Annotated in this window: 23 protein-coding genes; 14 read left to right on the plus strand and 9 right to left on the minus strand. The window is 64.6% G+C overall.

The features are described from left to right. Window positions 1–55: 55 nt before the first annotated feature. Together C7450_RS11925 and C7450_RS11930 are read left to right on the plus strand one after the other, a co-directional pair. Window positions 56–1,468, plus strand: a complete 1,413-nt coding sequence (locus C7450_RS11925) for an MBOAT family O-acyltransferase (protein ID WP_146227332.1) — start codon at window positions 56–58, stop codon at window positions 1,466–1,468. Next, window positions 1,410–2,963 carry a hypothetical protein gene (locus C7450_RS11930; RefSeq protein WP_210206430.1) on the plus strand — a complete coding sequence of 518 codons (1,554 nt, stop codon included), beginning with the start codon at window positions 1,410–1,412 and terminating at the stop codon, window positions 2,961–2,963. The genes C7450_RS11925 and C7450_RS11930 overlap by 59 nt, the downstream gene beginning before the upstream one ends. A gap of 19 nt (window positions 2,964–2,982) precedes the next feature. Here C7450_RS11930 and C7450_RS11935 read toward each other — a convergent pair whose 3' ends face one another. Beyond that, window positions 2,983–3,243, minus strand: coding sequence for a glycine zipper domain-containing protein (locus C7450_RS11935; RefSeq protein ID WP_110374651.1), 261 nt, complete (start codon window positions 3,241–3,243; stop codon window positions 2,983–2,985). Window positions 3,244–3,926: 683 nt separating this feature from the next. On the opposite strand from C7450_RS11935, the gene C7450_RS11940 reads away from it, so the two are divergent. Continuing rightward, window positions 3,927–4,502: a MarR family winged helix-turn-helix transcriptional regulator gene (locus C7450_RS11940; RefSeq protein WP_245449635.1), complete on the plus strand. Its 576-nt coding sequence runs from the start codon at window positions 3,927–3,929 to the stop codon at window positions 4,500–4,502. A gap of 264 nt (window positions 4,503–4,766) precedes the next feature. Here the strand turns inward: C7450_RS11940 and bfr are convergent, their stop codons facing one another. After that, window positions 4,767–5,246, minus strand: coding sequence for a bacterioferritin (bfr, locus tag C7450_RS11945; RefSeq protein ID WP_110374653.1), 480 nt, complete (start codon window positions 5,244–5,246; stop codon window positions 4,767–4,769). A gap of 161 nt (window positions 5,247–5,407) precedes the next feature. Here bfr and C7450_RS35085 point away from each other — a divergent pair, with 161 nt between their 5' ends. Continuing rightward, complete coding sequence (locus tag C7450_RS35085) at window positions 5,408–5,974, plus strand: hypothetical protein (RefSeq protein ID WP_425351181.1); 567 nt, start codon at window positions 5,408–5,410, stop codon at window positions 5,972–5,974. Between the two features lie 132 nt (window positions 5,975–6,106). Further along, window positions 6,107–6,529: an alternative ribosome rescue aminoacyl-tRNA hydrolase ArfB gene (gene arfB, locus C7450_RS11955; RefSeq protein ID WP_110374655.1), complete on the plus strand. Its 423-nt coding sequence runs from the start codon at window positions 6,107–6,109 to the stop codon at window positions 6,527–6,529. A 253-nt stretch (window positions 6,530–6,782) separates the two neighbouring features. Here arfB and C7450_RS11960 read toward each other — a convergent pair whose 3' ends face one another. After that, on the minus strand, window positions 6,783–7,817 hold the full coding sequence (locus tag C7450_RS11960; protein WP_110374743.1) for a lysine-2,3-aminomutase-like protein: 1,035 nt from the start codon (window positions 7,815–7,817) through the stop codon (window positions 6,783–6,785). Window positions 7,818–7,895: 78 nt separating this feature from the next. Further along, on the minus strand, window positions 7,896–8,954 hold the full coding sequence (gene epmA, locus C7450_RS11965) for an EF-P lysine aminoacylase EpmA (protein ID WP_110374656.1): 1,059 nt from the start codon (window positions 8,952–8,954) through the stop codon (window positions 7,896–7,898). Between the two features lie 143 nt (window positions 8,955–9,097). Between epmA and efp the strand changes: the two genes are divergently transcribed. Beyond that, the gene (gene efp, locus C7450_RS11970; protein WP_110374657.1) at window positions 9,098–9,664 is read left to right on the plus strand and encodes an elongation factor P; all 567 of its coding nucleotides are present in this window, start codon (window positions 9,098–9,100) and stop codon (window positions 9,662–9,664) included. Here the strand turns inward: efp and C7450_RS11975 are convergent. From C7450_RS11975 to C7450_RS11995, 5 genes are all read right to left on the minus strand, one after another. Further along, a complete protein-coding gene (locus tag C7450_RS11975; protein ID WP_110374658.1) occupies window positions 9,640–11,289 on the minus strand; it encodes an adenylate/guanylate cyclase domain-containing protein in 1,650 nt (549 codons plus the stop codon). The genes efp and C7450_RS11975 overlap by 25 nt on opposite strands. A gap of 425 nt (window positions 11,290–11,714) precedes the next feature. Continuing rightward, a complete protein-coding gene (locus tag C7450_RS11980) occupies window positions 11,715–12,503 on the minus strand; it encodes a MetQ/NlpA family ABC transporter substrate-binding protein (protein WP_110374659.1) in 789 nt (262 codons plus the stop codon). 46 nt (window positions 12,504–12,549) lie between these two features. Beyond that, window positions 12,550–13,215, minus strand: a complete 666-nt coding sequence (locus C7450_RS11985; protein ID WP_110374660.1) for a methionine ABC transporter permease — start codon at window positions 13,213–13,215, stop codon at window positions 12,550–12,552. Further along, window positions 13,205–14,371: a methionine ABC transporter ATP-binding protein gene (locus tag C7450_RS11990; protein WP_210206432.1), complete on the minus strand. Its 1,167-nt coding sequence runs from the start codon at window positions 14,369–14,371 to the stop codon at window positions 13,205–13,207. The genes C7450_RS11985 and C7450_RS11990 overlap by 11 nt, the downstream gene beginning before the upstream one ends. 123 nt (window positions 14,372–14,494) lie before the next feature. Further along, entirely contained in the window at window positions 14,495–14,701 is a 207-nt protein-coding gene (locus C7450_RS11995) for a hypothetical protein (protein WP_110374662.1), read from the minus strand. A 594-nt stretch (window positions 14,702–15,295) separates the two neighbouring features. Between C7450_RS11995 and C7450_RS12000 the strand changes: the two genes are divergently transcribed. From C7450_RS12000 to C7450_RS12035, 8 genes are all read left to right on the plus strand, one after another. Next, a complete protein-coding gene (locus tag C7450_RS12000) occupies window positions 15,296–16,333 on the plus strand; it encodes a sulfate ABC transporter substrate-binding protein (protein WP_110374663.1) in 1,038 nt (345 codons plus the stop codon). After that, on the plus strand, window positions 16,333–17,193 hold the full coding sequence (gene cysT, locus C7450_RS12005) for a sulfate ABC transporter permease subunit CysT (RefSeq protein ID WP_110374664.1): 861 nt from the start codon (window positions 16,333–16,335) through the stop codon (window positions 17,191–17,193). The genes C7450_RS12000 and cysT overlap by 1 nt, the downstream gene beginning before the upstream one ends. Window positions 17,194–17,499: 306 nt before the next feature. Further along, the gene (gene cysW, locus C7450_RS12010; RefSeq protein WP_110374665.1) at window positions 17,500–18,378 is read left to right on the plus strand and encodes a sulfate ABC transporter permease subunit CysW; all 879 of its coding nucleotides are present in this window, start codon (window positions 17,500–17,502) and stop codon (window positions 18,376–18,378) included. Then, window positions 18,356–19,444, plus strand: a complete 1,089-nt coding sequence (locus tag C7450_RS12015) for a sulfate/molybdate ABC transporter ATP-binding protein (protein WP_110374666.1) — start codon at window positions 18,356–18,358, stop codon at window positions 19,442–19,444. Before cysW ends, C7450_RS12015 begins: the two co-directional genes overlap by 23 nt. A gap of 356 nt (window positions 19,445–19,800) precedes the next feature. Beyond that, on the plus strand, window positions 19,801–21,243 hold the full coding sequence (gene cysG / locus C7450_RS12020; RefSeq protein ID WP_110374667.1) for a siroheme synthase CysG: 1,443 nt from the start codon (window positions 19,801–19,803) through the stop codon (window positions 21,241–21,243). Window positions 21,244–21,247: 4 nt separating this feature from the next. Then, window positions 21,248–21,574, plus strand: coding sequence for a DUF2849 domain-containing protein (locus tag C7450_RS12025; RefSeq protein ID WP_110374668.1), 327 nt, complete (start codon window positions 21,248–21,250; stop codon window positions 21,572–21,574). 32 nt (window positions 21,575–21,606) lie between these two features. Beyond that, complete coding sequence (locus tag C7450_RS12030; protein ID WP_110374669.1) at window positions 21,607–23,271, plus strand: nitrite/sulfite reductase; 1,665 nt, start codon at window positions 21,607–21,609, stop codon at window positions 23,269–23,271. Next, the gene (locus C7450_RS12035; RefSeq protein WP_342588506.1) at window positions 23,255–24,325 is read left to right on the plus strand and encodes a phosphoadenylyl-sulfate reductase; all 1,071 of its coding nucleotides are present in this window, start codon (window positions 23,255–23,257) and stop codon (window positions 24,323–24,325) included. Before C7450_RS12030 ends, C7450_RS12035 begins: the two co-directional genes overlap by 17 nt. Window positions 24,326–24,379 lie beyond the last annotated feature (54 nt).

Here is a 24,379-nt window from a genome sequence, read left to right on the forward strand (position 1 = left end):
AATCACTACCCGCCGATGGCGAAGTCGACGATTCACTCGAGAGATGTGGCCGCGCGTGCTCTTCTTTTCCCAGTCGTTCCTCTTCGTCTTCTTGCCGATCGTGCTGGCCGGCGCGCTCTTCCTCTCGCGAATCCGGGGCGCCTTGTTGGTGGTGCCCTGGCTCGCCGTCGCCTCGGCCGTGTTCTATATCCAGGATGGCTGGCGCCACGGCCTCCTGCTGGCCCTGTCCATCGTGGTGAACTGGGTTGTGGGAGCCGCCCTGATGCAAGCGCGGGGGAACCCACGCTTGGCCCGCGCGATTTTCATCGCCGGTGTGGTGTTCGACGTCGGTCTGCTGGCGATCTTCAAATATCTCGATTTCCTCATTCGGACGACGAATGATCTCACCGGCTGGCATGGCGCCGCCTTTGAAATAGCGCTCCCGGTCGGTATCTCGTTTTATACCTTCACGCAGATCGCATACATTTCCGACGTCTATCTGAAGCGCCACGATCACGAGCCGTTCATCCCCTATGTGCTCTTCGTGACGTTCTTTCCGCATCTCATCGCCGGCCCCATCATCCATCACAAGGAGATGATGCCGCAGTTTCATGCGCGTCGGCGGATCTCGCTCTTCTCCGATGAGATGGCGCAGGGCTGGCTTCTGTTCGCGATCGGGTTGTTCAAGAAGCTTGTGCTTGCCGACACGCTCGCCCTGTTTGCCGACCGCGGATTCGCGGAAAAGGCGGTGCTCGGTGTCGGCGATGGCTGGCTCACGAGCCTCTCCTACACCTTCCAGCTCTATTTCGATTTCTCGGGCTATGCCGACATGGCGGTCGGGCTCGCGCTGATGTTCGGCATCCTTCTGCCGTTCAACTTCAATTCGCCCTACAAAGCGTTGAACGTGCAGGATTTCTGGCGCCGCTGGCACATGACGCTGTCGCGCTGGCTGAGGGACTATCTCTATATTCCGCTCGGCGGTAACCGCAAGACCGAGGCCCGAACCCTCGGCAATCTCTTCATTGTCTTCCTGGTCGGCGGCCTCTGGCACGGCGCCGCCTGGACCTTCGTGATCTGGGGCGCGATGCATGGCGCTGCCATCGTCGTCCACCGGCTCTGGGTGCAAGCCGGGATGCGCATGATGCCGGCGCTTGCCCTGCCGCTGACCTTCCTGTTCGTCAACGCGGCCTGGGTGCCGTTTCGCGCCGAAAGCGGTGCTACGGCGGCCAATATCCTATCGGCGATGGCGGGTGCGGCCGCATCGCCAGATCTCATGACGCTGTTCGCGACAGACGGGCAATGGCTCATCGCCCTGCTTATGCTGTGCGGCGCGATCGTGTGGACCCTGCCCAATTCCCAGACGCTCGTCCTTGGCGGGCGGTGGCGCATCGGCTGGGTGAGCGGCGTGGCGACGGGCCTCGCCGTATTCCTTGCGCTCATCCGCGCCGGTGGCGGCGAGACGTCGCCTTTCCTCTATTTCAATTTCTAGGGGACCGCCGATGTCCCCAAGCCGCAACGGCCAATTCCTGCTGGCCGGCCTCGTCACCTTCCTGGTGCTCGCCGTCGCGAGTTTCCTTGTTTTCGATCGCCTGCTTGTCCTGCCCGCGCGCGATCCCCCGCAGTCGGTGAGGCAGGTCCTGTTTGAGCAGACGACCGGGCCACGGATTATCATCGATGCGGGATCCAACGCCTATGTGGGGCTTGATCCGGAGATCCTCGAGCGCAGGTTCGGTCGGCAGACCGTGCTGCTGGCCGATCATGCCGGTTACCCGCTTGATATAAAGCTCGCCCGCCTGGAAAAATATCTCCACGCGGATGACGTTCTGATCTTGCCGCTCGAGTGGAACTATTACGTCGGACATTTTAGTGATTCGACGTTCACGGATAATGTTTTTACGGCATTGAAACACTATTACCGTGCCTTGCCCTTTTGGGAGAGGGTGAAATTCTTTTTCACGGGTATGAAATTCTCGTCGATCTTCAAGCATGTGAGGTCCCTTGCCCTTGGCGAGGTGAAGCGTCCCGGTCCTCAGGCCATCGTTTCCGAATGGTACGCCCAACTGAAGCATTCGCCGTTTGGCGCCGCGCTCAACGACGGTCCGGTGCCGCGTTATGTCGGCTTTTTCGACTGTCGCAGCATGTTGCTGTTCGGGGAGAAGAACGGAGCTCCCGATCTCGAGCGCCTGGCGGACAGGCTCGCTGCGATCGCCCGCGCGAAGCAGGTGAAGATCGCGCTGACCTGGCCGGTGGTGATCGGCAAGGATTGCTACGATACCTATGAGCGGGATTTCCGGCCGGCCGAGAACGCGCTGCGCGCCGCGATGGCGCGTGTCGGCATTCCCATCCTCGGCAGCCCGCGCGATTACTATTTCGCCGATGAGCGCTATATGCTCGACACGTACTACCATCCTATCGCCGAGGGCGCGCGCATCCGGACACGCCGTCTCGCCGACCAGACCGCAAAGGCAGGCCTGTTGGCGCCCGAGGCCGTGCCGGCGGCCGAACTGGCTGAGCAACGCCTGGAAGCGATCGACGCCGCGATCGCCGCGGTGGCGTATCGGGGGCTCAAGCCGGCGCGCAACGGCACGCATGTGATCGATCAGTCGATGGTGGAGAACACCATCCTGTTCGGCCGCGGCTGGTCGCAGCCCGAGGCCAACAGCTTCGTCTGGTCAGACGGGACGGAATCGGTTTTGGCCATCCGCTTGCCGGAGCGGCGCTGCCGGCTGACGTTGAACCACTTTCTACACGGAGATCAGCAGGACAGCCTGGTGAAGCTCGCGCCATCGCAGGATTGGCAATCGGCGTCGGAGCCCATCATCGTTCCGGCGGAGGCGAGGGGCGTGGCGCTCCTGCAGTTGCGCCATCGCAACGTGAAGTCGCCGCTGGAACTGGGGCAGGGAGGCGATCCGCGCCGCCTCAAATTCAATCTGCAGTCGATCACGGTCGACTGTGGCGCAGACGAGACGGCGGGCGCACGATGATGCGCCCGCCGAGCAAGCTTCAGCACTGCTGATAGCGGCGGCCCCGATACCAGTAGTACTCGCAGCGGGGCGTGGTGGCGTTGCCCACGATCGCGCCGCCGACACCACCGATCGCAGCGCCAGCGAGAGCGCCGCCAGCGGTTCCTGTCGCGAGGCCTCCGACAAGCGCGCCCGCGCCGCCGCCGATGAGGGCGCCGCCGACCGTGCGATCCGTCGGGTTGTTGGGGTTGCAAGCTGCGAGACCCAGCGCCACAGCGCCTACGGCCAATAGCTTCTTCATTCGACTGACTTCCTCCATGGACGCTGCATGGCAGCACATACGTTCCCGTTTTAGGCGAACCTGCCACAAGAATAAACAGGGCTTGGTGTTTCGGGCGGTCTCATGTTCACCGCACCCGCCCAGTTGCAAGGCGCTTTGGCCGGCGAATCCGTTGTGGATCGCTGCAAATGGCCGGGAAGCTGTTCGCATTCTGCAATCAAAAACACACGGACTGAACCTTCTGTCATGGTTTCCATTGTCCTTCGGGGCGGCAGACGCTTCGATGGAATGAGATGCGGGCCTTCATTCATTGTCCGCGCAACGCATCGTCGCTGAGGCGGAGGCCATCGTAGCCAGCGCCAGATCTCTGTGCCTTATCGGCTGCAAATGTCTGCAGTGATGAGGATTGGGGAGGGTAACGTATTGTAGATAAATAATTTCGCCATTTTAATGTATTCGGCAGCGTCATTTGCATAAATTTCGAAAATTGAATCAATTTCTATAAATATGCCCGGTTGTAATTACCTGGTTGAATATATAATATCGTGCGAGCATAATTTTGTTAGATTTTAGCCATGCCGGTGATATTGCTGTGGTAATGTGTCGCTCTTAAGTATTGGAGCTAGCAGTAAAATCAAAAGGGTTCATCTGGCTGGCGAGTGTGGAGTCAGGAGAGGATGGAAGAGAGAGCAAGAGGCCCCAAGGTGAGTGCGTCGATCACGCCTTGCGCAAGCCGTATTGAAAACGGCGCTGTCGAGGACTTTTCGATCGATCAGCTCTCGCCTGTCGTTCAGGATAACGACGATCTCGAGCCGGGGCACGTCGCCCATCTGGAGCTCGTGCGTATCGTGGAGCGGGTGTATCGCCGCTATCTCGATCTTCTGCGTAACGATCTGACCCGGCTGGGGGTCGATGATGTCAGCCCGTCGCAGGTGATGATGCTGTTTACGATCGGGGGGGACGATCTGTCGGTGCGCGATCTTATCGACCGCGGGCATTATCTCGGGTCGAATGCGTCCTATAATCTCAAGCGTCTCGTGGAATGCGGTTATGTCGAGCGCAGCGCCTCCCCGCGCGACAAGCGGGCCGCGCGTATCCGGCTATCCGACGAGGGCCGGCATCTGTGCGATCTCATTCGCAAGATCGACGACGGTTATCATCGGCTGGCTGTGCGGGACGACGAGCAGGTCCGGGAATTCGCCGTCACCTTCATGACGTTGCGGCGGCTGGAGCATATCTGGACCAATGCGGCGCGCTACGGCGAGGCTCGCCTCGTATAGCGATAATGCCGGGTGGGATGGGGCGGTTGGTTGCCGTCCCATACTGCCTGGCAGAGTTATGATCGCCACGAGGCTCGCGGTACCGGAGGTCGAGGGCGGCGGACGGAGACGGTCTCCTTATCCATTCGGCACGGCCTCCGCGCGCTGTCCGACGCCTGTCGGGCGGCAGAAGCTCTATCCCGCGCCCCGCGGGCGCAGCTGTTCAGAGGAGCCCCTGCGCGTTGCGCGTCCGCGCGGGGCTCATCCCGCGCGCCGCGGTTTCTGTCAGTCTTCGAGCTCGCCGATATGGTTCTGTGCATAAAGCTGTTCGCCGAGTTGCTTGATCAGCTCCAACTGCGTTTCCAGGAAGTCGATATGGCCTTCCTCGTCCGTCATGAGCGCAATGAACAGATCGCGTGACGGGTAGTCCTTTTGCGTCTCGCAATAGGCGGCAGCTTCCTGGTACAGGGCACGGGCGCCGACCTCTGCCGCCAGATCGCATTCGATGACTTCCTTGACCGTCTGGCCGATCTGCAGCGGATCCAGCACCTGGAGATTCGGGTGCCCATCGAGGAAGAGGATGCGATCGACGAATTTGTCGGCATGCACCATTTCTTCGATCGATTCAGCGCGCCATTTCTTGGCCATCGCCTTGTAGCCCCAGTTGTCGAGCATGCGATAATGCAGCCAGTACTGGTTGATCGCCGTCAATTCGCTGCGCAAACCCCGATTGAGATACTCGATGACCTTTGCGTCGCCCTTCATGGCGTCCAACTCCCTTGCCCGACAATCACAGTTTAGAAGAGCTATAAAGTTAAATCCAAAAGATCAAGCCCCAGCAACGCGGGCAGGGCTCATTTGGAGTCCGGGGAAGGGAGCTTGCAGCCGAGGGGGGCGTGGCGAGAGCGCCGGCGAAGGGCTGACGGGTGTCGGTTTTGGAGCTCGCGCGGCGAGGGCTGTTATTCGGCCGCGATGAGCCTCACTGGCGCGCGTTGCCTGATCTCGTGACGGGCGATATCACGCGGGGCCGCGGGCTCGCGATGGTCATGCCCATGATGGTCCTGCCCATGATGGTCATGACCATGATGGTCGTGAGCGGCGGCGGGACAAATAGCGCAGCCAACCGGACATGCCGAGGCGCGTGCGTCGGAGAGGATACGGCGCACGGTGACGAGGCAGCGGCCGCAGTCCGGGCTGCAACCGAGGCAGCGATAAGCCTGCGCGGGGCTGCGTGGCTTGGTCGGATCTTCGTCTGCCAAGGTGCTGCGGATTTCAGCATCGGTGACGACGTTGCAGTGGCAGACGATCATAACCGGTCCAGTTTAGAACAATTCAAAAAAAGCTTCTGTATCAATAACTTACTCATGGCGGTGGGAAATTCAAGGCCTCGCCCTGCGACAGAATCGACCGTTTCGCGCGCAATTGGTCAGGGCAAGTCTGCCCATTGCGGACTTGCTCCAATCCACAACACGCGAGCAAATTCACAGGCCTGAATTGCAACGTCTCATTCAACCCAAGCCGGTTCAACCCAAGCTGGATTTGTTCCGGGAGGCGGTAGGGAGGTGTGGGGCTTGCGCATTTGCACTGGCGCATTATGCCAGGGGAGAACAGATGGCAGGCAGGTGATGATCCGCATCAACGATCAAATCGAGCTCGACGAGCGGGAGATCGAGGAGAGTTTCGTCCGCGCGGCCGGCCCGGGCGGACAGAACGTCAACAAGGTCTCGACGGCTGTTCAGCTCAGGTTTGACGTCCGGCGCTCGCCTTCGCTCCCCAACGATGTCGCGATCCGCCTGATGAAGCTCGCCGGCAGCCGGCTGACCAATGATGGCGTGATCGTGATCACGGCGCAGGCCCATCGCAGCCAGCAGCGCAATCGCGAGGAGGCACTCGCCCGGCTGGTCGAGCTCATCCGGCAGGCCACCTATGTCGAGAAGCCGCGGCGCGCCACGCGGCCGACCTTGGCCTCGAAGGCGCGGCGGCTGGAGGCCAAGAGCCGGCGCAGCGCGATCAAGGGAATGCGTGGCCGCAAACCGGGGGAGGAGTGAGACCTGCGCGCCGCCGGGGATGAAACGGTGGGAGTGCAGCCTCGATCCCTCCCCTCCGGGGGAGGGTGGCGCCGCAGGCGCCGGGTGGGCCGACTTGGTGCTGGCCGGCCAGCAAGACGACAGCTGCATGGCCAATTGAACATCACGCCCGACCTCTGACCCCGCCCGACCTCGCTGGCGCGAGGCCACCCTCCCCCGAAGGGGAGGGATCGAGGCGGCGAGGTCGGGTGAGGTGAAGCCCTGCCGTCGGGCTTCAAGCCTTCGGCGGGTAGCGATGGATGGCGCCCTGGTAGTCCATGACGTCGTAGCTGTCGGCCTCGACACCTTCACACAGATAGCCGGGGCCGATCGGCACCTTGCCGTGGCCGCCGGGAATGTCGAGGACATAGGTCGGCTGGCAAAGGCCGGAGACGCGGCCGCGCAGGGCGCGCATCAGGGCCTGGCCCTCCGTGATGGTTGTGCGCAGATGGCTGGTGCCGGGCGCGAGGTCGCCGTGATGCAGGTAGTAGGGCTTGACCCGGCTCTCGACGAGCGCGCGCATGAGATCGGCCAGCGCCTCGGGCGTGTCGTTGATCCCCTTCAGGAGGACGGACTGGCTGAGCATCGGGATGCCCGCGTCGACAAGTCGGGCGCAGGCGGCGCGGGCGGCGGGCGTCAGCTCCCGGGCATGGTTGGCGTGCAGCACGACGTAGCTCGCCTTGCCCGGCGCCTTCAGGGCGTCGACCAGCGCGGGCGTGATCCGCGCGGGATCGACGACGGGCAGGCGCGTGTGCCAGCGGATGACCTTGACATGGTCGATGGCGGCGAGGCCGGCGACCGCCTCGGCGATGCGGCGGGGCGAGACGACCAGCGGATCGCCGCCGGTGATCACCACCTCCCAGATGGCCGGCGTCTCACGGATATAGGCGAAGGCGGCGGCCATCTCGTCCGGCGTCAGCATCTTGGCGCCGGGCCCCACCATCTCCCGGCGGAAGCAGAAGCGGCAGTAGACGGCGCAGACATGCACCAGCTTGAGCAAGGCGCGGTCGGGATAGCGATGGACGATGCCGGGCGCCGCGGCATGCGGTTCGTCGCCGATGGGGTCGTCGATCTCCTCCGGCCGACGGTCGAGCTCGGCCGGATCGGGAATGAACTGCCGGGCGATGGGATCATCGGGGTCGGCGGCGTCGATCAGGTCCGCCATCGCGGGTGTCACCGCCACGGCATATCGCGCTGCCACCGCGTCGAGCGCGGCGATCCGCTCCGGCGCGATCAGGCCGCCTGCCGCAAGCTCTGCGGGGCGGGTCATCTGCCGTGCCGGCCGCGCGTCTGCGGCGGCGGGCGAAGGGGGTTTGACCGGTGAATTCATCAGGAGGGTTGTGCCGCGTCAGGGCATGGGTGTCCAGAGCACGTCCTCGATGCGGCGCGCGCCGACAGCCAGCATCACCAGCCGGTCGAGGCCGAGCGCGATGCCGCTTGCCGCTGGCATCGCGGCCAGCGCGGCGAGGAAATCCTCGTCGAGCGGGTAGCGCTCGCCGTAGATGCGCTCCTTCTCATCCATGTCATTGACGAAGCGGGCGCGCTGTTCCTCGGCGTCCGTGAGCTCGCCGAAGGCATTGGCCAGTTCGACGCCGCAGACATAGAGCTCGAAACGCTCCGCGAAGCGCGGGTCGTCGGGCTTGCGGCGGGCGAGCGCGGCCTCGCTCGCGGGGTAATCGTAGAGAATGGTGGCGCGACCCAGTCCAAGCCGGGGTTCGACGCACGCGCTGATGACACGGCTGAAGATGTCGCTCCAGCCGTCGTCCTCCGCGACGCGCAACCCCGCCGCGCGGGCTGCGGCCGCGAAGGCATCGCGCGCGGCGGCGGGATCATCGCCCGGCAGAACGGCTGCGAGATCGATGCCGGCATGGCGGGCGAAGGCCTCGACGACGGAGAGGCGCTCCGGCGGCGCATGCGGATCGGCCGACACGTCGCGATGGCGAAAGACGTCCGCTGCGGCAGCCTGCGCGGCCAGCGCCAGAATGTCGGCGCAATCGGCCATCAAGGTCTCGTAGCCTGCGCCGGCGCGGTACCATTCCAGCATGGTGAATTCGGGATGGTGCAGGGGGCTGCGTTCCCGGTTGCGGAACACGCGGGCGATGTCGAAGATGCGCGTCTCGCCGGCAGCCAAGAGCTTCTTGCAGGCGAATTCCGGTGACGTATGCAGGTAAAGCGGCGTGTCACCCTGATCCAGGCCGACGAGCGTTGTGCGAAAGGCATGCAGATGCGTTTCGTTGCCCGGCGAGATCTGGAGGATCCCCGCCTCGACCTCGACGAAGTCCTGCGCGCTGAAGTGTTCACGCAGGGCACGGATGATGGCCTGACGCGCGAGAAGGGCCGGCCGGCGGCGGCTGTGTTCCTCGCGGGACCACCAGGGCGACGGCGGGAACGACGGCAATAGGGGCATTTTAAAGGGATCCCGAGCGATTTTTGGGTGCGGCATATGGCGCTCGCCGCCAAGATCGGTATTGTGCACCGAAAATCAGCGGCATTGGTGGCCTGATGGCGCGCCGATGCGTGTAGCCATTCGATGAATCAAGGACCACCACCGTGAAGGTTATCGCGAGCTCCGTGCGCAAAGGCAATATTCTCGAGGTGGACGGGGCGCTGTACGCCGTGCTGTCGGCCGAGAGCTTCTTTCCCGGCAAGGGAACGCCCACCACCCAGATCGACATGCGTCGCCTCTCCGACGGCGTGAAGACCTCGCAGCGCTACCGCACGACCGAGCAGGTCGAGCGCGCCTATGTCGAGGATCGCGAGCACACCTATCTCTACCAGGACGGTGCCGACTACGTCTTCATGAACCCCGAGAGCTTCGACCAGATCACCGTGCCGGCGGATGTCATCGGCGATCAGGCCGTCTATCTGCAGGAAGGCATGGCCTGCATGATCTCGATCCACGAAGGCGTGGCCGTGTCCATCGAGCTGCCGCAGCGCGTGGTGCTCGAGGTGGTGGAAACCGAGCCGACCGTGAAGGGGCAGACCGCGTCCTCGTCCTACAAGCCGGCCCAGATGTCGAACGGCATCCGCGTGATGGTGCCGCCGCATATCGGCGTCGGCACGCGCATCGTGGTGATGACGGCCGACAACAGCTATGTCGAGCGCGCCAAGGACTGAGGTTCTCCGGCAGGCTGCTGCGGGGGGGCTGACGCCGTCAGGGCCAGGCCCCAGATTTCCGTTTCCTGGCTGCGGCCGCGCAGGAGCGTGCGGCCGATGTGGCTGAGCCTGTCCAAGGCGGGGAGCGCCGTGCTGGCGTCGCAGTTGCGCGCCGCCTCGAGCGCCTCACGGCTGACGACGATCGCTGCGCCATGGGTTCGACAGAGGACCTGCAGGCGGCTTGCGGCATTGACCGTGTCACCCACAACGGTGATGGCGAGCGCCTGCTCGCCCCCGATGTCACCAAGCATCACATCGCCTTTGTGGATGCCGATCCCCATCGCGATTTCCGGCAGTCCGCGCCCCGTTCGGCTCCGGTTGATTTCATCGAGGGCCTCGAGCATCGCAAATCCGCAGGCGAGCGCCCGTCGCGCGTCGTCGCCGCGCGGCTCGGGCATGCCAAAGACCGCCATCAGCCCATCGCCCAGGAAACGGTCGAGCGTGCCGTGATGGGCGAAGATAACCTTGGCCATCGCTTTGTGGAAATCCCGCAGGAGTTCCATCGTCTCCTCGGGACCCGCCTTCTCCGAAAAGCCTGTGAAGTTGCGGATGTCGCAGAACAGCACCGTCGCCGGCAGCTTGCGCGGCTTGGCGAAGGGGCGGCCCAGGCGTGCGACGAGTTCGACCATGTTGGGCGAGAAATGGCGCGCAAGATTGATGCGTTCGGCCGCGCTGCGGCGGCTCTCCGCCACGGTGGCATAGAGCACGAATTGCGTCGACGTGACGGTCAGAATGTAGAGCTGCGCCAGCAGCAGCAGGATCGGAAGCTCGAAATTGGCGTCGCTGTTGTGGCTGCCGACCACGATCAGCGTCAGGCTGGCGGTGGTCAGAACGATCGCGCAGAACATCCGGGGCCGGGTGGAAAATGCTGCGGCCGCGAGCGCGGGCCCAATCAGCAGCAACATGGCCGCGTTCTCCACCATCGCGGGCAGATTGACTGAAAGTGCCGCGAGCGCGGTGACGATCGTCAGTCCCCACAGGATAAGAACGGTTGCCGGCGGGCGCTCCCACCGGCCGGGCTGGCTCCAGGCGATCAGGGCCGGTGTCACCATGATACAGCTCGCCAGGTCGCCGATGAGCCAGGGGATGAAGCTGCCGATAAAGTCGTTGGCTCCTCCAAGGGGTTCAATTCCCCTGAGTGCCAGTGAACCGCGCAGAATCGTCGTTCCGACCAGCGCGCTCATGAAGGCGAAAGCCTCGCAGCCTGCGGCCAGAAGAATGACCATGCTGCGGGGGTGGCTGAACGGATCCTTGGGTCCGTCCCAGTTCTGCGTGAAGAGCCTGGACATGGCGGCGCCGGAGACCGCACCGGCGACCGCTGCGCTGATGAGCAGGGTTTCCGTTATGAAGAAGCCGAGGGTCGGTTGATCCTTCTGCAGAGACGTGATGATGGCGGCGAGCAGGCCGCCAACAAGTGTCGGGCCGAGGCCCATGACGAGATTGGCGCGGCCATACCGCAGCATGAGGTAAAGAGCGACGCCGCCTGCCGGCCACAACACCGTAATGTCGTTGGCGATGGCTCCGTAATTATGCGCCAGGACGGCAAGTACGCAGTATAGCGCCGTCCAAACCAGAAAACCGACCACGATTGCTCCTCAGCGTGACGCGCGAACGCTACCCCCTTTCGCACCAGGAGCCTACCGGAAAGGCGCATGGCGCCGAGGCAGATCTCGGCCTCCGTTTAGCCTTCCCCATGGCAGGGCCTTTCATAAGAGGGTGTCACCTGGTCAATCATCAACCCGTAGCGTGCGCCCCGCTATGTGCTGGCACACGCGGAATCCGCGCAGCACGTGCATGCCTCAAAAAAAAGAACCCGGATGGACGGGCCATCCGGGCTTGCCAAGTCTTGGGCGGAAACAAAGTCTTGGGCTTGCCAAGTCTTGGGCTTGCCAAGTCTCGGGCGGAAACAAGTCTTGGGCGGAAACAAGTCTTGGGCGGCGAAGGGTTTAATGCAGAAGCGCGATCGGCTTGGTTACTTCTTGGTTACTCCGCTCCGGCGGTTCCGCGTGGCTTACCAGCTCGGGAGGATGGAGCCCTTGAAGGTCTTTTCGATGAAGTTTTTGACGTCAGGCGTGTGGTAGCTATCGACCAGGACTTTCACCCACGGCTTGTCCTTGTCGACGCTGCGGACCGCGATGATGTTGACGTAGGGACCCTTGGCATCTTCCGTGAGGATGATCGCCGAAGGATCGATACCGGCCGAAGTCGCATAGTTGGTGTTGATCGACGCTGCCGCCACGTCGTCGAGGGTGCGCGGCGTCTGCGCCGCCTCGATCTCCAGGAATTTCAGCTTCTTCGGATTGTCGGTGATGTCGAGCGGGCTCGGCTTGAAGCCAACGCCGTCCTTCAGCTTGATCAGCCCTTTGGCTTGCAGAAGCAGCAAGCTGCGCCCGCCATTGGTCGGGTCATTCTGGATCGCGATGGTTGAGCCTTCGGGGATGTCGTTCCAGGACTTGTATTTCTTGGAGTAGATGCTGAGCGGGAAGGTCACGGTGGATGCGACATTCTCGATCTTGAAGCCGCGATCCGCCTTCTGGTTGTCGAGGAAAGGCGCGTGCTGGAACGAGTTGGCCTGGATGTCGCCGGAATCGAGCGCCTGATTGGGCACCACATAGTCGGAGAATTCGACGATCTCGATGGTGACACCCTGCTTGGCGGCGATCGGCTTCACCGCCTCCAGGATCTGCGCATGCGGGCCGGGCGTCACACCGATCTTGATCGTCTCGGCCTGGGCGGAGAGGGACGTCGCCGCGAATGCAAGGCCGGCCGCGACGGCAAGGGTTGAGAGCGTAAGTTTCATGGCAGTCTCCGTGGAAGATATGTCGTTCAAGATAGGGCGTGCGTGATCAGCCGTGGCGCACGCGTTTGTTGAGTTTGCGCGACAGGGCGTCGCCGAGGCTCTGGATGCCCTGCACGAGAAGGATGAGGACAAGGACGACGGCGGCCATCACATCCGGCATGAAGCGCTGGTAGCCGTAGCGGATACCGAGATCGCCGAGGCCACCGCCGCCGACGACGCCGACGATGGCGGAGAAGCCGATGAGGCTGACGATCGCGAGCGTCAGGCCGAGCACGATGCCGGGCAAGGCTTCCGGCACCAGCACCTTGGCCAGGATCTGGAGCGGGCTTGCCCCCATGGCGCGGGCCGCCTCGATCAGCCCCTGGTCGACCTCGCGGATGGAGCCTTCGACGAGCCGCGCGATGAACGGCGTCGCGGCCACGGCCAGGGGAACGATGGCCGCCGTCGTGCCGATCGAGGTGCCCGCGACCAGACGCGTGAACGGGATGATCGACACGGTGAGGATGATGAAGGGCGTCGAGCGGGTCGCGTTGACGATGACGCCGAGGATGCTGTTGGCAAGCGGCGCGGACAGGAGTTCACCGCGCTTGCTCGTCGCCAGGAATACCCCGAGCGGCAGGCCGATGAGCGTGCCGATGGCGGTGGCGGCTGCAACCATATAGAGCGTATCCAGCGTGGATGACGCGATCAGGCGGATGATTTCAGGCGACATGGCTGTGTCCCCCCTCGTTCTGCGCGGCAGGCGCCGAGGCCCGGTCGGCCTCGAGCGCGATGAAACCCAGCGCCTCCACATCCAGGCCGCGCGCCGTGAGGAAGGCGGTGACGCGCTTGAGGAGATCAGCCTCATCGGGCACGGCGACGATCAAGGTGCCGAAAGGCCGTCCGGCGATGGCATCGACCGTGCCGCCGAGGATGTTGACGTCGATGGCGAAGGTGCGGGTGATCTGCGACAGCACGGGGTCCGTGGCGTGCGAGCCCCGGAAAATGATGCGCAGGACGGCCTGGCTGCCGGGTCCCGCCCGCTCGGTCAGCCGCTCCGCGACATAGGCGGGCAAGGCGCGGCCGCTCTCGGCGGCGAGGAACGTCCGCGTCGTCGGATGCCGGGGCCGCGTGAAGAGATCGAAGACGTCGCCCTTCTCGACGATGCGGCCGTTGTCGATGACGGCCACGTCGCGGGCGATGCCCCGGATGACCGCCATCTCGTGGGTGATCAGGAGAATGGTGAGCTTCAGCTCGGCATTGATGGTCGCGAGCAGATCGAGGATGGAGCGGGTGGTCTCGGGATCGAGCGCCGAGGTCGCCTCGTCCGAAAGAAGGACCTTAGGGCGCGTCGCCAGCGCCCGGGCGATGCCGACGCGCTGCTTCTGGCCGCCGGAAAGTTCTGCCGGGTAGCGGCTGCGCTTGTCGGCGAGACCGACGAGTTCGATGAGAGGATCGACCCGCTGTCTGATGTCCTCGCGGCTGGCGCCGGCGATCTCGAGAGGCAGCGCGATGTTGTCGTAGACCGTGCGTGATGAAAGCAGGTTGAAATGCTGGAAGATCATGCCGATAGAGCGCCTGAGCTGCCTCAGGTCCTTCTCGGGCAGGCGGGCGACATCGGTGCCGTCCACCAGCACACGCCCGGCGGTCGGCTTCTCCAGCCCGTTGACCAGGCGGATCAGCGTCGATTTGCCGGCGCCGCTGCGCCCGATGACGCCGAGAATGGCGCCGCGCCGCACCGTGAGATCGATGTCCTCGAGGGCCGCGACCGCGGTCTGCCGCCCGCGGGCGGCGAAGGTCTTGGCGACGCCTTCGAAGCGCACGACGGCCTCGTCAGCGGCCTGCGGCGGCTGGGCGGCGTCCGGCGGATGGAAGGAAAGAGCGTTCACGATCGGTCTCGGTTCTCACAACATGGGTGGCAGAATAACATGGGCCGTCATGCACTGATGGCCTGTGCTGCGAAAGTATAGGCTCGCGATGCTGCCAGGATTATGCTTGCTACGCAGCCCGGATCAGTCGATGCGATGCGGGATGTTGCGCCGCCCGCTTCCGTTGAGATGGCGCTGCGCGGCCTTCTGCGCGGCCCACGGATCAGCGAAGACCTGGCCGTTCAGGGTATAGAAAGGGCGTGCGGACGCATGGAAGCGATAGCCGTGGGTATCGCGTGCAACGATGCCCGCCGGCCGCCCGGCGACCTCGATGAGATAGCTGTCGTACATGATTGTTATGCGCCGGTGCTGCGGCGCCTCTCCTGCTCGGATGATCGGGAATGGTCGTTCAGATGCGCTGGATGGGACAGCACATGCGTGTGACATCACGTCGACACGGACACATTCGCGAGGAGCGGAGAGATTGAACGGTCACGCGCGGAGCCTGGATCGGCGGCGTTGGGTTCAGGAAGGACAGTGCCATGCGCATCTCCTGCAAGGATCGGAGCCACGAAGACACTTCGTGGCGCTTTAGCGTTTGGTGACGCGGCGCAAGCTGCTTTCAAATTCCCGCGGTGGAACGGCTTTTTGCCGATCCGACGCCCTGATACTTAAACCTCCCCGCATGAATGTCAAGTAATTTTGTAGAATGATTTTTTAAACAGATCTTTTGTGTATATTTGCGGCCGGCACAAGCGAGCCTGTGATGCGTTTCCTAAGGGTGTCGCGTTCCGGCGCGCCAGACGGAGGATGGCCGAGTCGACGCTATTGCCGGCTAAACGGCGTAAAATTATTTATTCTACAAACTCTATTGATTATATAAAAATATGCGTGAACAATGCGGTCAATCGGTCTTTGTCGAGCCCTTTGATTGAGGAGGCCACCATGGTGGCGAGTACATTCACGCTGTCGCGTCGGTTTGTCGTGGCGCTTGCGGCGCTCGGTGCCGCATCCGTGGCCGCGCCGATTGCGCCGGCCCGCGCAGAGACGGTGCTGCTCAATGTCTCCTATGACCCCACGCGGGAGCTGTATCGCGAGATCAACGCCGCGTTCGTCGCGGATTATGAGAAGAGGACGGGTGAGAAGCTGACCGTAAGGGCTTCCCATGGTGGCTCCGGCTCCCAGGCGCGCACCGTTATCGACGGGCTGGACGCCGATGTCGTCACGCTCGCGCTGGCCGCGGATATCGACGCGATTGTCAACCGCACGGATCTCATTCCGAAGGATTGGCAGAAGCGGCTCGCGAATAATTCCTCGCCCTATACCTCGACCATCGTCTTCCTCGTGCGCAAGGGAAACCCCAAGGGCATCAAGGATTGGGACGATCTCATCAAGCCAGGTGTTCAGGTCATCACCCCGAACCCGAAGACATCAGGCGGTGCGCGCTGGAACTATCTGGCGGCCTGGGGCTACGAGCTTGGCCGGACCAAGAGCGAGGAGAAAGCGAAGGATTTCGTCGCCGCTCTCTTCAAGAATGTGCCCGTCCTCGATACGGGTGCGCGCGGCTCGACGATCACTTTCGCCCAGCGCGAGCTCGGCGATGTGCTGCTCGCCTGGGAGAACGAGGCGTTCCTGGCGTCGGCCGAGTTCGGCGCCGACAAATTCGACATCATCGTGCCGTCGATCTCCATTCTGGCCGAGCCGCCGGTCACGCTCGTCGATGGCAATGTCGCGAAGAAGGGCACGCGCAAACAGGCCGAGGCCTATCTCAACTTCCTCTATACGCCGCAGGCGCAGGCGATCATCGCCAAGCACAAGTATCGGCCGTCGAAGCCTGAGTTCGCGCGCAAGGAGGATCTCGCGGTTCTGCCTGAGATCAAGCTCTTTACCATCGACGACGTCTTTGGCGGCTGGACGAAAGTGCAGAAGGAGCATTTCGACAACGGCGGCATCTTCGATCAGATCGTGAAGGTCAAGCGATAATGACGGCCGGGGCTCGCGGTCCATCGTTTCGATATTTTCGGGCGCCGAGCGCGCTCCCCGGCTTCGGTCTCGCGTTCGGCTACACACTCGTCTATCTGGCTTTGATCGTCCTGATCCCGATGGCGGGGCTCGCGCTCAAGGCAGCCTCGCTTGGCATAGCCGGGATCATCGACATCATCACCGAGGCGCGGACGCTCGCGGCGCTCCGGACGAGCTTCGGCGTGTCGCTCGCCGCCGCAGGCTTTGCGAGCCTGTTCGGTCTTGCCATCGCCTGGGTTCTGACCCGCTACCATTTTCCCGGCCGCCGGCTGATCGATGCGATGGTGGATCTGCCCTTCGCCCTGCCGACAGCCGTTGCCGGCATCGCGCTCGGCGCCATCTACGCACCGAACGGCTGGGTCGGGGCGCAGCTTGCCCCCTTCGGCATCAAGGTGGCCTTCACGCCGCTCGGCATCTTCGTCGCGCTCGTCTTCGTCAGTCTGCCGTTCGCCGTTCGCACCGTGCAGCCCTTGATCGAGGAGATCGACCGGGAGCTCGAGGAGGCTTCCGCGACGCTCGGCGCGGGCCGCCTGCAGACCGTATGGCGGGTGATGCTGCCGCCGCTCGTGCCGGCGGTGCTCACGGGGCTCGCGCTCGGTTTTGCACGGGCTGTCGGCGAATACGGCTCGGTCATCTTCATCGCAGGCAACCTGCCTTACGTGTCGGAGATCGCTCCGCTTCTCATCGTTATCAAGCTCGAGGAATTCGACTATGCGGGTGCGACGGCGATCGCGCTGATCATGCTCGTGATCGCCTTTTCAACCCTGCTCGTCATCAATCTCATCCAGGCCTGGGCGAGGCGGAGGTTCGGCCATGTCTAGTTCGGCCATATCTAGTTCGGGCATGTCTCGTTCGGCGAGGCCCGGTTCAGCCATGCCCGGAGCGCTCTCCGATCGCTTTGAAATGGCTGATCCACCGGCGTCATCCCCGGCCTTGTGCCGAGGATCCCGATCGGGAGGGCGCGGTGGCATAATGATCGGGATGGCCGGGACGAGCCCGGCCATGACCACGGAGTTTCTGCGTCTGAACGAGATCGGGGATTGCCAAGGATCAGTCACGCTTGGTTCGGCCAACTCTTGTCCAGCCAAAGCCGGCTTTATCGTGCCGTCGCCGCCGGGGAGGCGCCCATGGCGAGCGTGAGCCTGAATACCGGCCGCCTCGCGGGGCCGCGTGCGGTCTCGCGCCGTGCGACGACCGAGGCGCTGCTTGCGCGCTGGCTGCTCATCGCGATCACGCTGTGCTTCCTCGCGCTGTTTCTGCTGCTGCCTCTTCTGGCTGTCTTCTCGCAGGCCTTCGCCGCGGGCCTTGAAACCTACTGGGCCGCGCTGCGCGAGCCCGATGCGCTGGCGGCCGTCCGCCTGACCCTGCTCGTCGCGGCGATTGCGGTGCCGCTCAACCTCGTTTTTGGCATCGCGGCCTCCTGGGCGATCACCAAATTCGAGTTCCGCGGCAAGAGCTTCCTGATCACGCTGATTGATCTGCCGTTCTCGGTGTCGCCGGTGGTCGCCGGCCTGATCTATGTGCTCCTGTTCGGCGCCCAGGGCTATATCGGGCCCTTTCTCAAGTCGCAGGGCCTGCAGATCGTCTTTGCTCTTCCGGGGATCGTCCTCGCCACCGTGTTCGTGACCTTCCCCTTCGTGGCGCGCGAGCTTATTCCTCTCATGCAGCAGCAGGGCACGAGCGACGAGGAGGCCGCGCTGACGCTGGGGGCCTCCGGCTTCACGGCCTTCCGCACGGTCACGCTGCCCAACATCCGCTGGGCATTGCTCTATGGCGTATTGCTGTGCAATGCGCGGGCCATGGGAGAATTCGGCGCCGTTTCGGTGGTGTCAGGGCGCATCCGGGGCATGACGAACACGATGCCGCTTCAGGTGGAGATACTCTACAATGAATATAACATCGTCGCAGCCTTCGCCGTTGCTTCGCTCCTCGCACTCCTCGCTCTTCTCACCCTTGCAGGGAAATCAATCCTCGAATGGCGATATGGTGACAGCCTCGACGCCTAGCTTGAACGCCGCCCGCCCGCCGGCTGGCATACGCATCGTCGGCGTCGCCAAGGATTTCGGGGGAGACGCCGCACTCCGTGGCGTCGACCTCGACATCGCGCCGGGCGAACTGGTGGCGCTGCTCGGTCCCTCCGGCTCCGGCAAGACGACCCTGTTGCGCATCATCGCGGGCCTGGAGGATGCCAGCGCCGGCCAGGTGTTCTTCGGCGCGGACGATGCCACGCGCCTCTCGGTGCAGGAGCGCCGCGTCGGTTTCGTCTTCCAGCATTACGCCTTGTTCCGCCACATGAGCGTGTTCGACAACGTGGCCTATGGCCTGAAGGTGCGGCCGCGCGCACAGCGGCCATCCAAGGCCGAAATCCGCGAGCGGGTGCTTTCGCTGATCGACCTCGTGCAGCTCGGCGGCCTGGAGCGGCGCTATCCCTCTCAGCTCTCGGGCGGACAGCGGCAGCGCGTTGCGCTGGCGCGCGCGCTGGCGGTCGAGCCACGGGTGCTCCTCCTCGACGAGCCCTTCGGTGCGCTGGACGCCAAGGTGCGCAAGGATCTGCGCCGCTGGCTCCGCGAGATCCACGATCGGACCGGCCATACCACCGTCTTCGTGACTCATGACCAGGATGAGGCGATGGAACTCGCCGACCGGGTCGCGATCCTCAACAAGGGACGGCTGGAACAGGTGGGCACGGCCGATGAGGTCTATGAGGCCCCGGCGTCAGCCTTCGTGATGTCCTTCGTCGGCGACACGGTCAACCTGCCCGTGGTGGTGCGCGGCGGCCGCATCTTCTTTGGCGACGCGCCCCTGGAAGCGGACGTGGCTGACGCGCCGGATGGGCCGGCCGCCTTGTATCTGCGTCCGTCGAACCTGGCCTTGACCCGTTGCGATGAAGGTGGAGCCCTGGGCGGGACCGTCGTGGCGGTTCGCCGCACGGCCAACGGCCGGCGTGCCGAGGTGCTGACGGATGTCGGCGCCGCGACGGTCGAGGTTGAGCTGCCCTCCGGCAAGACGCTTGCGGCCGGAGAACGCGTCGGCCTGCATATCCTGAAGGCGCGGCTTTTCCCGACCGGTTAGTGCGCATTGATCGTCAGGAACGGCCTGCTGCGGCAATCGACCGGCCCCGGCGCCCGATGGATCCCCTTCCCGTCGCTGCGCGACGCCGGGGATGACACGCGGGGGGTGCCCGCGCTGCTCCCTACGCCTCGGTAAGGGGCCTCGCGTCAGCGGTCGGGTGGACGTGGCAGGCGGGGTGTCATCCCCGGCGACCGGCGGAGCCGGTCGGGAAGGGGATCCATTCAGCTTCATCCCGGCAAGGCCGGAGGCGGATCCATCGCGACAACCAGTTTTAAAATACTTATAAATTTTGTATTTTATTTATAATCTACGCGTGTTATCGTGATTTATGTAATTTACGAACACGCGGTGTTAATTTGCCTCGTTTGCGGTTCTTCCCTGTATCCTATGACGTTGCCGGCAAGTCCGTTGTCGTTGCGGGCGGCGGAGAGCCCGCGCTCGCGAAGCTGCGCCTTCTGGTGCGGAGCGAGGCGCGGCTTACGCTCGTGTCGCCGGATATCGACGGCGAACTGTCAGACTTCGTCCATGCGCATCGCATTCCGCATGTCGCACGGGACCTGACGCTTGCCGACATAACAGGGGCCGCGCTCCTCTTTGTCGCGACCGATGACGAGGCGCGGGATGCGCGTCTTGCGGCGCTGGGGCGACAAGCCGGCGTGCCGGTGAATGTGGTGGACCGGCCGCATCTGTCTGACTTCGCCGTGCCGGCGATCGTCGACCGCGCGCCCGTCGCGGTGGCGATCTCGACCGATGGCTATGCACCGGTGCTGGCCCAGCGGGTGCGTGCGGCCATCGAAATGCTGCTGCCGCCGGAGTTCGGCAGGCTCGGCGAGCTTGCCGTCTCCCTGCGCGGTGCCGTTATGGCCTCGCTTGGTACCGCGCGCCATCGCCGGCGCTTCTGGGCCCGGCTGTTCGACGGCCGTAGCGCCGCGCTCGCCTTGTCCGGCGACCTCGCGGGCGCCCGGCGCGCCGCGCTCTCCGTGCTGGGCGAGAGCTTCGCGGCCGATGAAGGCGTGGTCTGGCTGATCGGGGCAGGACCCGGTGCGACCGACCTGCTCACCTTGAGAGCGCAGCGCCTGCTGCAGCAGGCGGATGTGATCGTCCATGACCGCCTCGTGCCGGCCGAGGTGGTCGAGATGGGCCGCCGGGACGCCGAGCGTATATCCGTCGGCAAGGCCAAGGGGCACCATTCCGTACCCCAGCATGAAATCGACGCGCTTCTCGTGCGGCTTGCCCGCGCGGGCAAGCAGGTGGCGCGGCTGAAAGCCGGCGACCCGCTGGTGTTCGGCCGGGCCGGCGAGGAGCTCGCGGCGCTTCGCGCCGCAGGTATCCGCCACGAAATCGTACCGGGGATCACCGCGGCGCTGGCGGCCGCCGCCGATGCCGGCGTGCCGCTGACGCTTCGCGGTGTTTCATCAACACTCGCCTTCGCGACCGGCCATGGCGCCGACGGCACCGAGCCGGCGGGCTGGGCGGAGGTCGCCCGAACGGGCGGCACGATCGCCGTCTATATGGGCGCCAGCGTTGCCGGCGACGTGTGCGAGCGGCTGGTGGGGCAGGGCGTTTCGCCGGCCACGCCGGTCGTCGCCGTGGAGAATGCCGGGCGCGCGGAGCGTCGGTTCTTCTCCGGCACGCTGGCCGAGCTTGGCCAGCTCGCGCGGCGCGACGATATCACCGGCCCGGTCATGATCCTTGTCGGCGAGGCCGTCGGGCATGGATCGGGCGAGGGCGTGTCTCTCGCCGACGAACAGGTGAGCCCGTCGCGCACCGCGCCGCGGCGTATTCCCCAGGAGGCATGACCCCATGAAGCGTGATGCCAAGAAGGCCGGGCCCAAGGTGGTCACGGCCAATGCCCTCGACACCGGCTGGGTCGTTTTCCTGAAGGCCGATGGCGGCTGGTCGCGCGATATCGGCGAGGCCCTCGTCGCGGAGGATCCCGACGCCGCGGCGGCCCTCGATGCGCAGGGCCTTGAAGCCGCCACCCATAACCTGGTGGTCGAGCCTTACCTCATCGAGGTCAGGGACATCGATGGCCGCCGCGTGCCGGTCCTCCTGCGTGAGGCGATCCGCGCGGCCGGGGGGCCGACCGCCAGCACGCTGCACCGCATCGCCGAAGGCGCGGTCGTCTGAGGCTGCGGCCCAGCCTATCAAGGGATTGAACGATGTACCGCTATGACGAATTCGACCGGCAGTTCGTGACCGAACGCGTCGCGGAATTCCGCGATCAGGTGGCGCGGCGCCTGAGCGGTGAGCTGACCGAAGATGAGTTCAAGCCGCTCCGGCTGATGAACGGCCTCTACCTGCAGCTCCACGCCTATATGCTGCGGATCGCCATACCCTATGGCACGCTGACGCCGCGGCAGTTGCGGCAGCTCGCCGCTATCGGCCGCCGCTATGATCGCGGCTATGGCCATTTCACGACCCGGCAGAACCTGCAGTTCCACTGGATCCACCTGAAGGACGTGCCGGATGTGCTGAGTGCGCTCGCCGAGGTGGAGATGCACGCCATCCAGACCTCGGGCAACTGCATCCGCAATGTCTCGGCTGACCATTTCGCCGGCGCCGCGGCCGATGAGGTGGCGGATCCGCGCGTCTATGCCGAGATCCTGCGCCAGTGGTCCTCGCTTCATCCGGAATTCACCTATCTGCCGCGCAAGTTCAAGATCGCGGTATCGGCCGCGCCGGATGACCGCGCGGCGATCCAGATCCACGATATCGGCCTCGAGGTGAAGCGGAACGAGGCCGGCGAGACGGGCTTCGGGGTTTTTGTCGGCGGGGGGCTGGGACGTTCGCCCTTCATCGCCAAGAAGCTGCGCGACTTCCTGCCCGAGGCGGAGCTGCTGAGCTATTGCGAGGCGATCCTGCGCGTCTACAACCTGTTCGGCCGCCGCGACAACAAGTACAAGGCGCGCGTCAAGATCCTCCTGCACGAGGCCGGCACGGAGGAAATCTCCCGCCAGGTCGAGGAAGAGTATGAGGCGATCCGCGCGCAGGGGCGGCTCACCCTGCCGCAGGCGGAGATAGACCGCATCCGCGCCTATTTCGCGCCGCCGGAGCTCGAGGAACTGCCCGCGCGATCCGCGCGGCTCGATGCGGCGGCCGCGTCGGACGAGGGGCTGCGGCGCTTTGTGGAGCGCAATCTCGTCCCCCACAAGGTGGCGGGCTACGGCATCGTGACGATCTCGCTGAAGGCGATCGGCGCGGTCCCCGGCGATGTCACGTCCGACCAGATGGAGGCGATCGCCGACATCGCGGAGCGCTATTCGGCCGATGAGCTGCGCGTCAGCCACGAGCAGAACCTCGTCCTGCCCCATGTGAAGCTGGACGATCTGCCGGAGGTTTTTGCGCTCCTGGAGAAGGCCGGCCTTGCCACGCCGAATGCCGGGTTGATCTCGGACATCATCGCCTGCCCCGGGCTCGATTATTGCGCGCTGGCCAACGCACGCTCGATCCCGCTCGCCCAGCGCATCGCCGAGCGCTTCGGCGACCATGAGCGCCAGACGCTGATCGGCGACCTCAAGGTGAAGATCTCCGGCTGCATCAATGCCTGCGGGCACCATCACGTCGGCCACATCGGCATTCTCGGCGTCGATCGCAAGGGCGAGGAATTCTACCAGATCACGCTGGGCGGCTCCGGCGACCAGAACGCGAGCCTCGGCGATATCGTCGGCAAGGGCTTCTCCTCGGCGGAAGTGGTCGATGCCATCGAGACGATCGTCGAGACCTACCTCGCGCGCCGCGAGAACGCCGAGGAGACCTTCCTCGCCTGCTTCCGGCGGATCGGCGAAGCGCCTTTTCAGGAGGCGCTCTATGCCGACGCACAATGACGATGACGGGCGCGTCGGCGTCTCACCTCTCCCCGGCGAGGAGAGGTCGTCTGCGAAGCAGGCGGGTGAGGGGGACATGTCCCCCGAGCGGAAAGGCCCGTCTCCCCTCACCCTGTCCCTCTCCCCGGCGGGGAGAGGGGACCAAATCCCGCCAAGCGATCGCCCGGTTGCAGGGGCCCGTCAGGGTTCGGGTGAAGGCGGGGCACCCCCCTCCCATCCCTCCCCCCTTGCGGGGGAGGGGGGTGCCACGGGTAGCCTTCTTCCAGGTCGATCCGAGGACGGGGGTTTACCCCCCTCTCCAACTCTCCCCCGCAAGGGGGGAGAGCGCCTGTCGCGCGCGTCAGACGCCGATTCACAATCTCGCGCAGAGCAGGCCGCCGCACTCGATGCGGAGATCGGCCAGCTCGCGCCAGAGGTGATCCTGCGCGAGGCGATGGCGCGTTTCCCCGGGGAACTCGCGCTGGTGTCGAGCTTCGGCGCGGAATCGGCCGTGCTGCTCCATATGGCGGCTCACATCGACCGGCATCTGCCCGTCGTCTTCGTCGATACGCTGCGCCTTTTCCCGGAAACGCTCGCCTATCGCGATGCGCTCGTCGCACGGCTCGGGCTCGCTGACGTGCGCACGGTCGGGCCGCAGCGGGCTGTCATGGAACAGGCCGATCCCTGGCATGCCCTGTTCAGGGTTGATCCCGACCGCTGCTGCCACCTGCGCAAGGTCGAGCCGCTGGCCGAAGCGCTGGTGCCGTTCGCCGCCTGGATCACCGGCCGCAAGCGCTATCAGGCGACGACGCGGGCGGCGCTCGCGGCGGTCGAGGCTGACGCAACGCATATCAAGATTTCGCCGCTCGCCAGTTGGGGCGCTCCGGAGATCGCAGCCTATATGCAGGCCCATGCCCTGCCGGTCCACCCGCTGGTGGCCCAGGGCTATCCGTCCATCGGCTGCGCCCCCTGCACCACCCAGGTCGCGCCGGGCGAGGACCCGCGGGCGGGGCGCTGGCGCGGCCAGGGCAAGGTTGAATGCGGCATTCATGTCAGCGCGGCGCGATCAGGTTAGCTGCGTTCAGACGGATCCATCTGAACGCAGCTAACCTGATCAATTTCAGACTAT

The organism is Chelatococcus asaccharovorans (assembly GCF_003201475.1).
Taxonomy (GTDB): domain Bacteria; phylum Pseudomonadota; class Alphaproteobacteria; order Rhizobiales; family Beijerinckiaceae; genus Chelatococcus; species Chelatococcus asaccharovorans.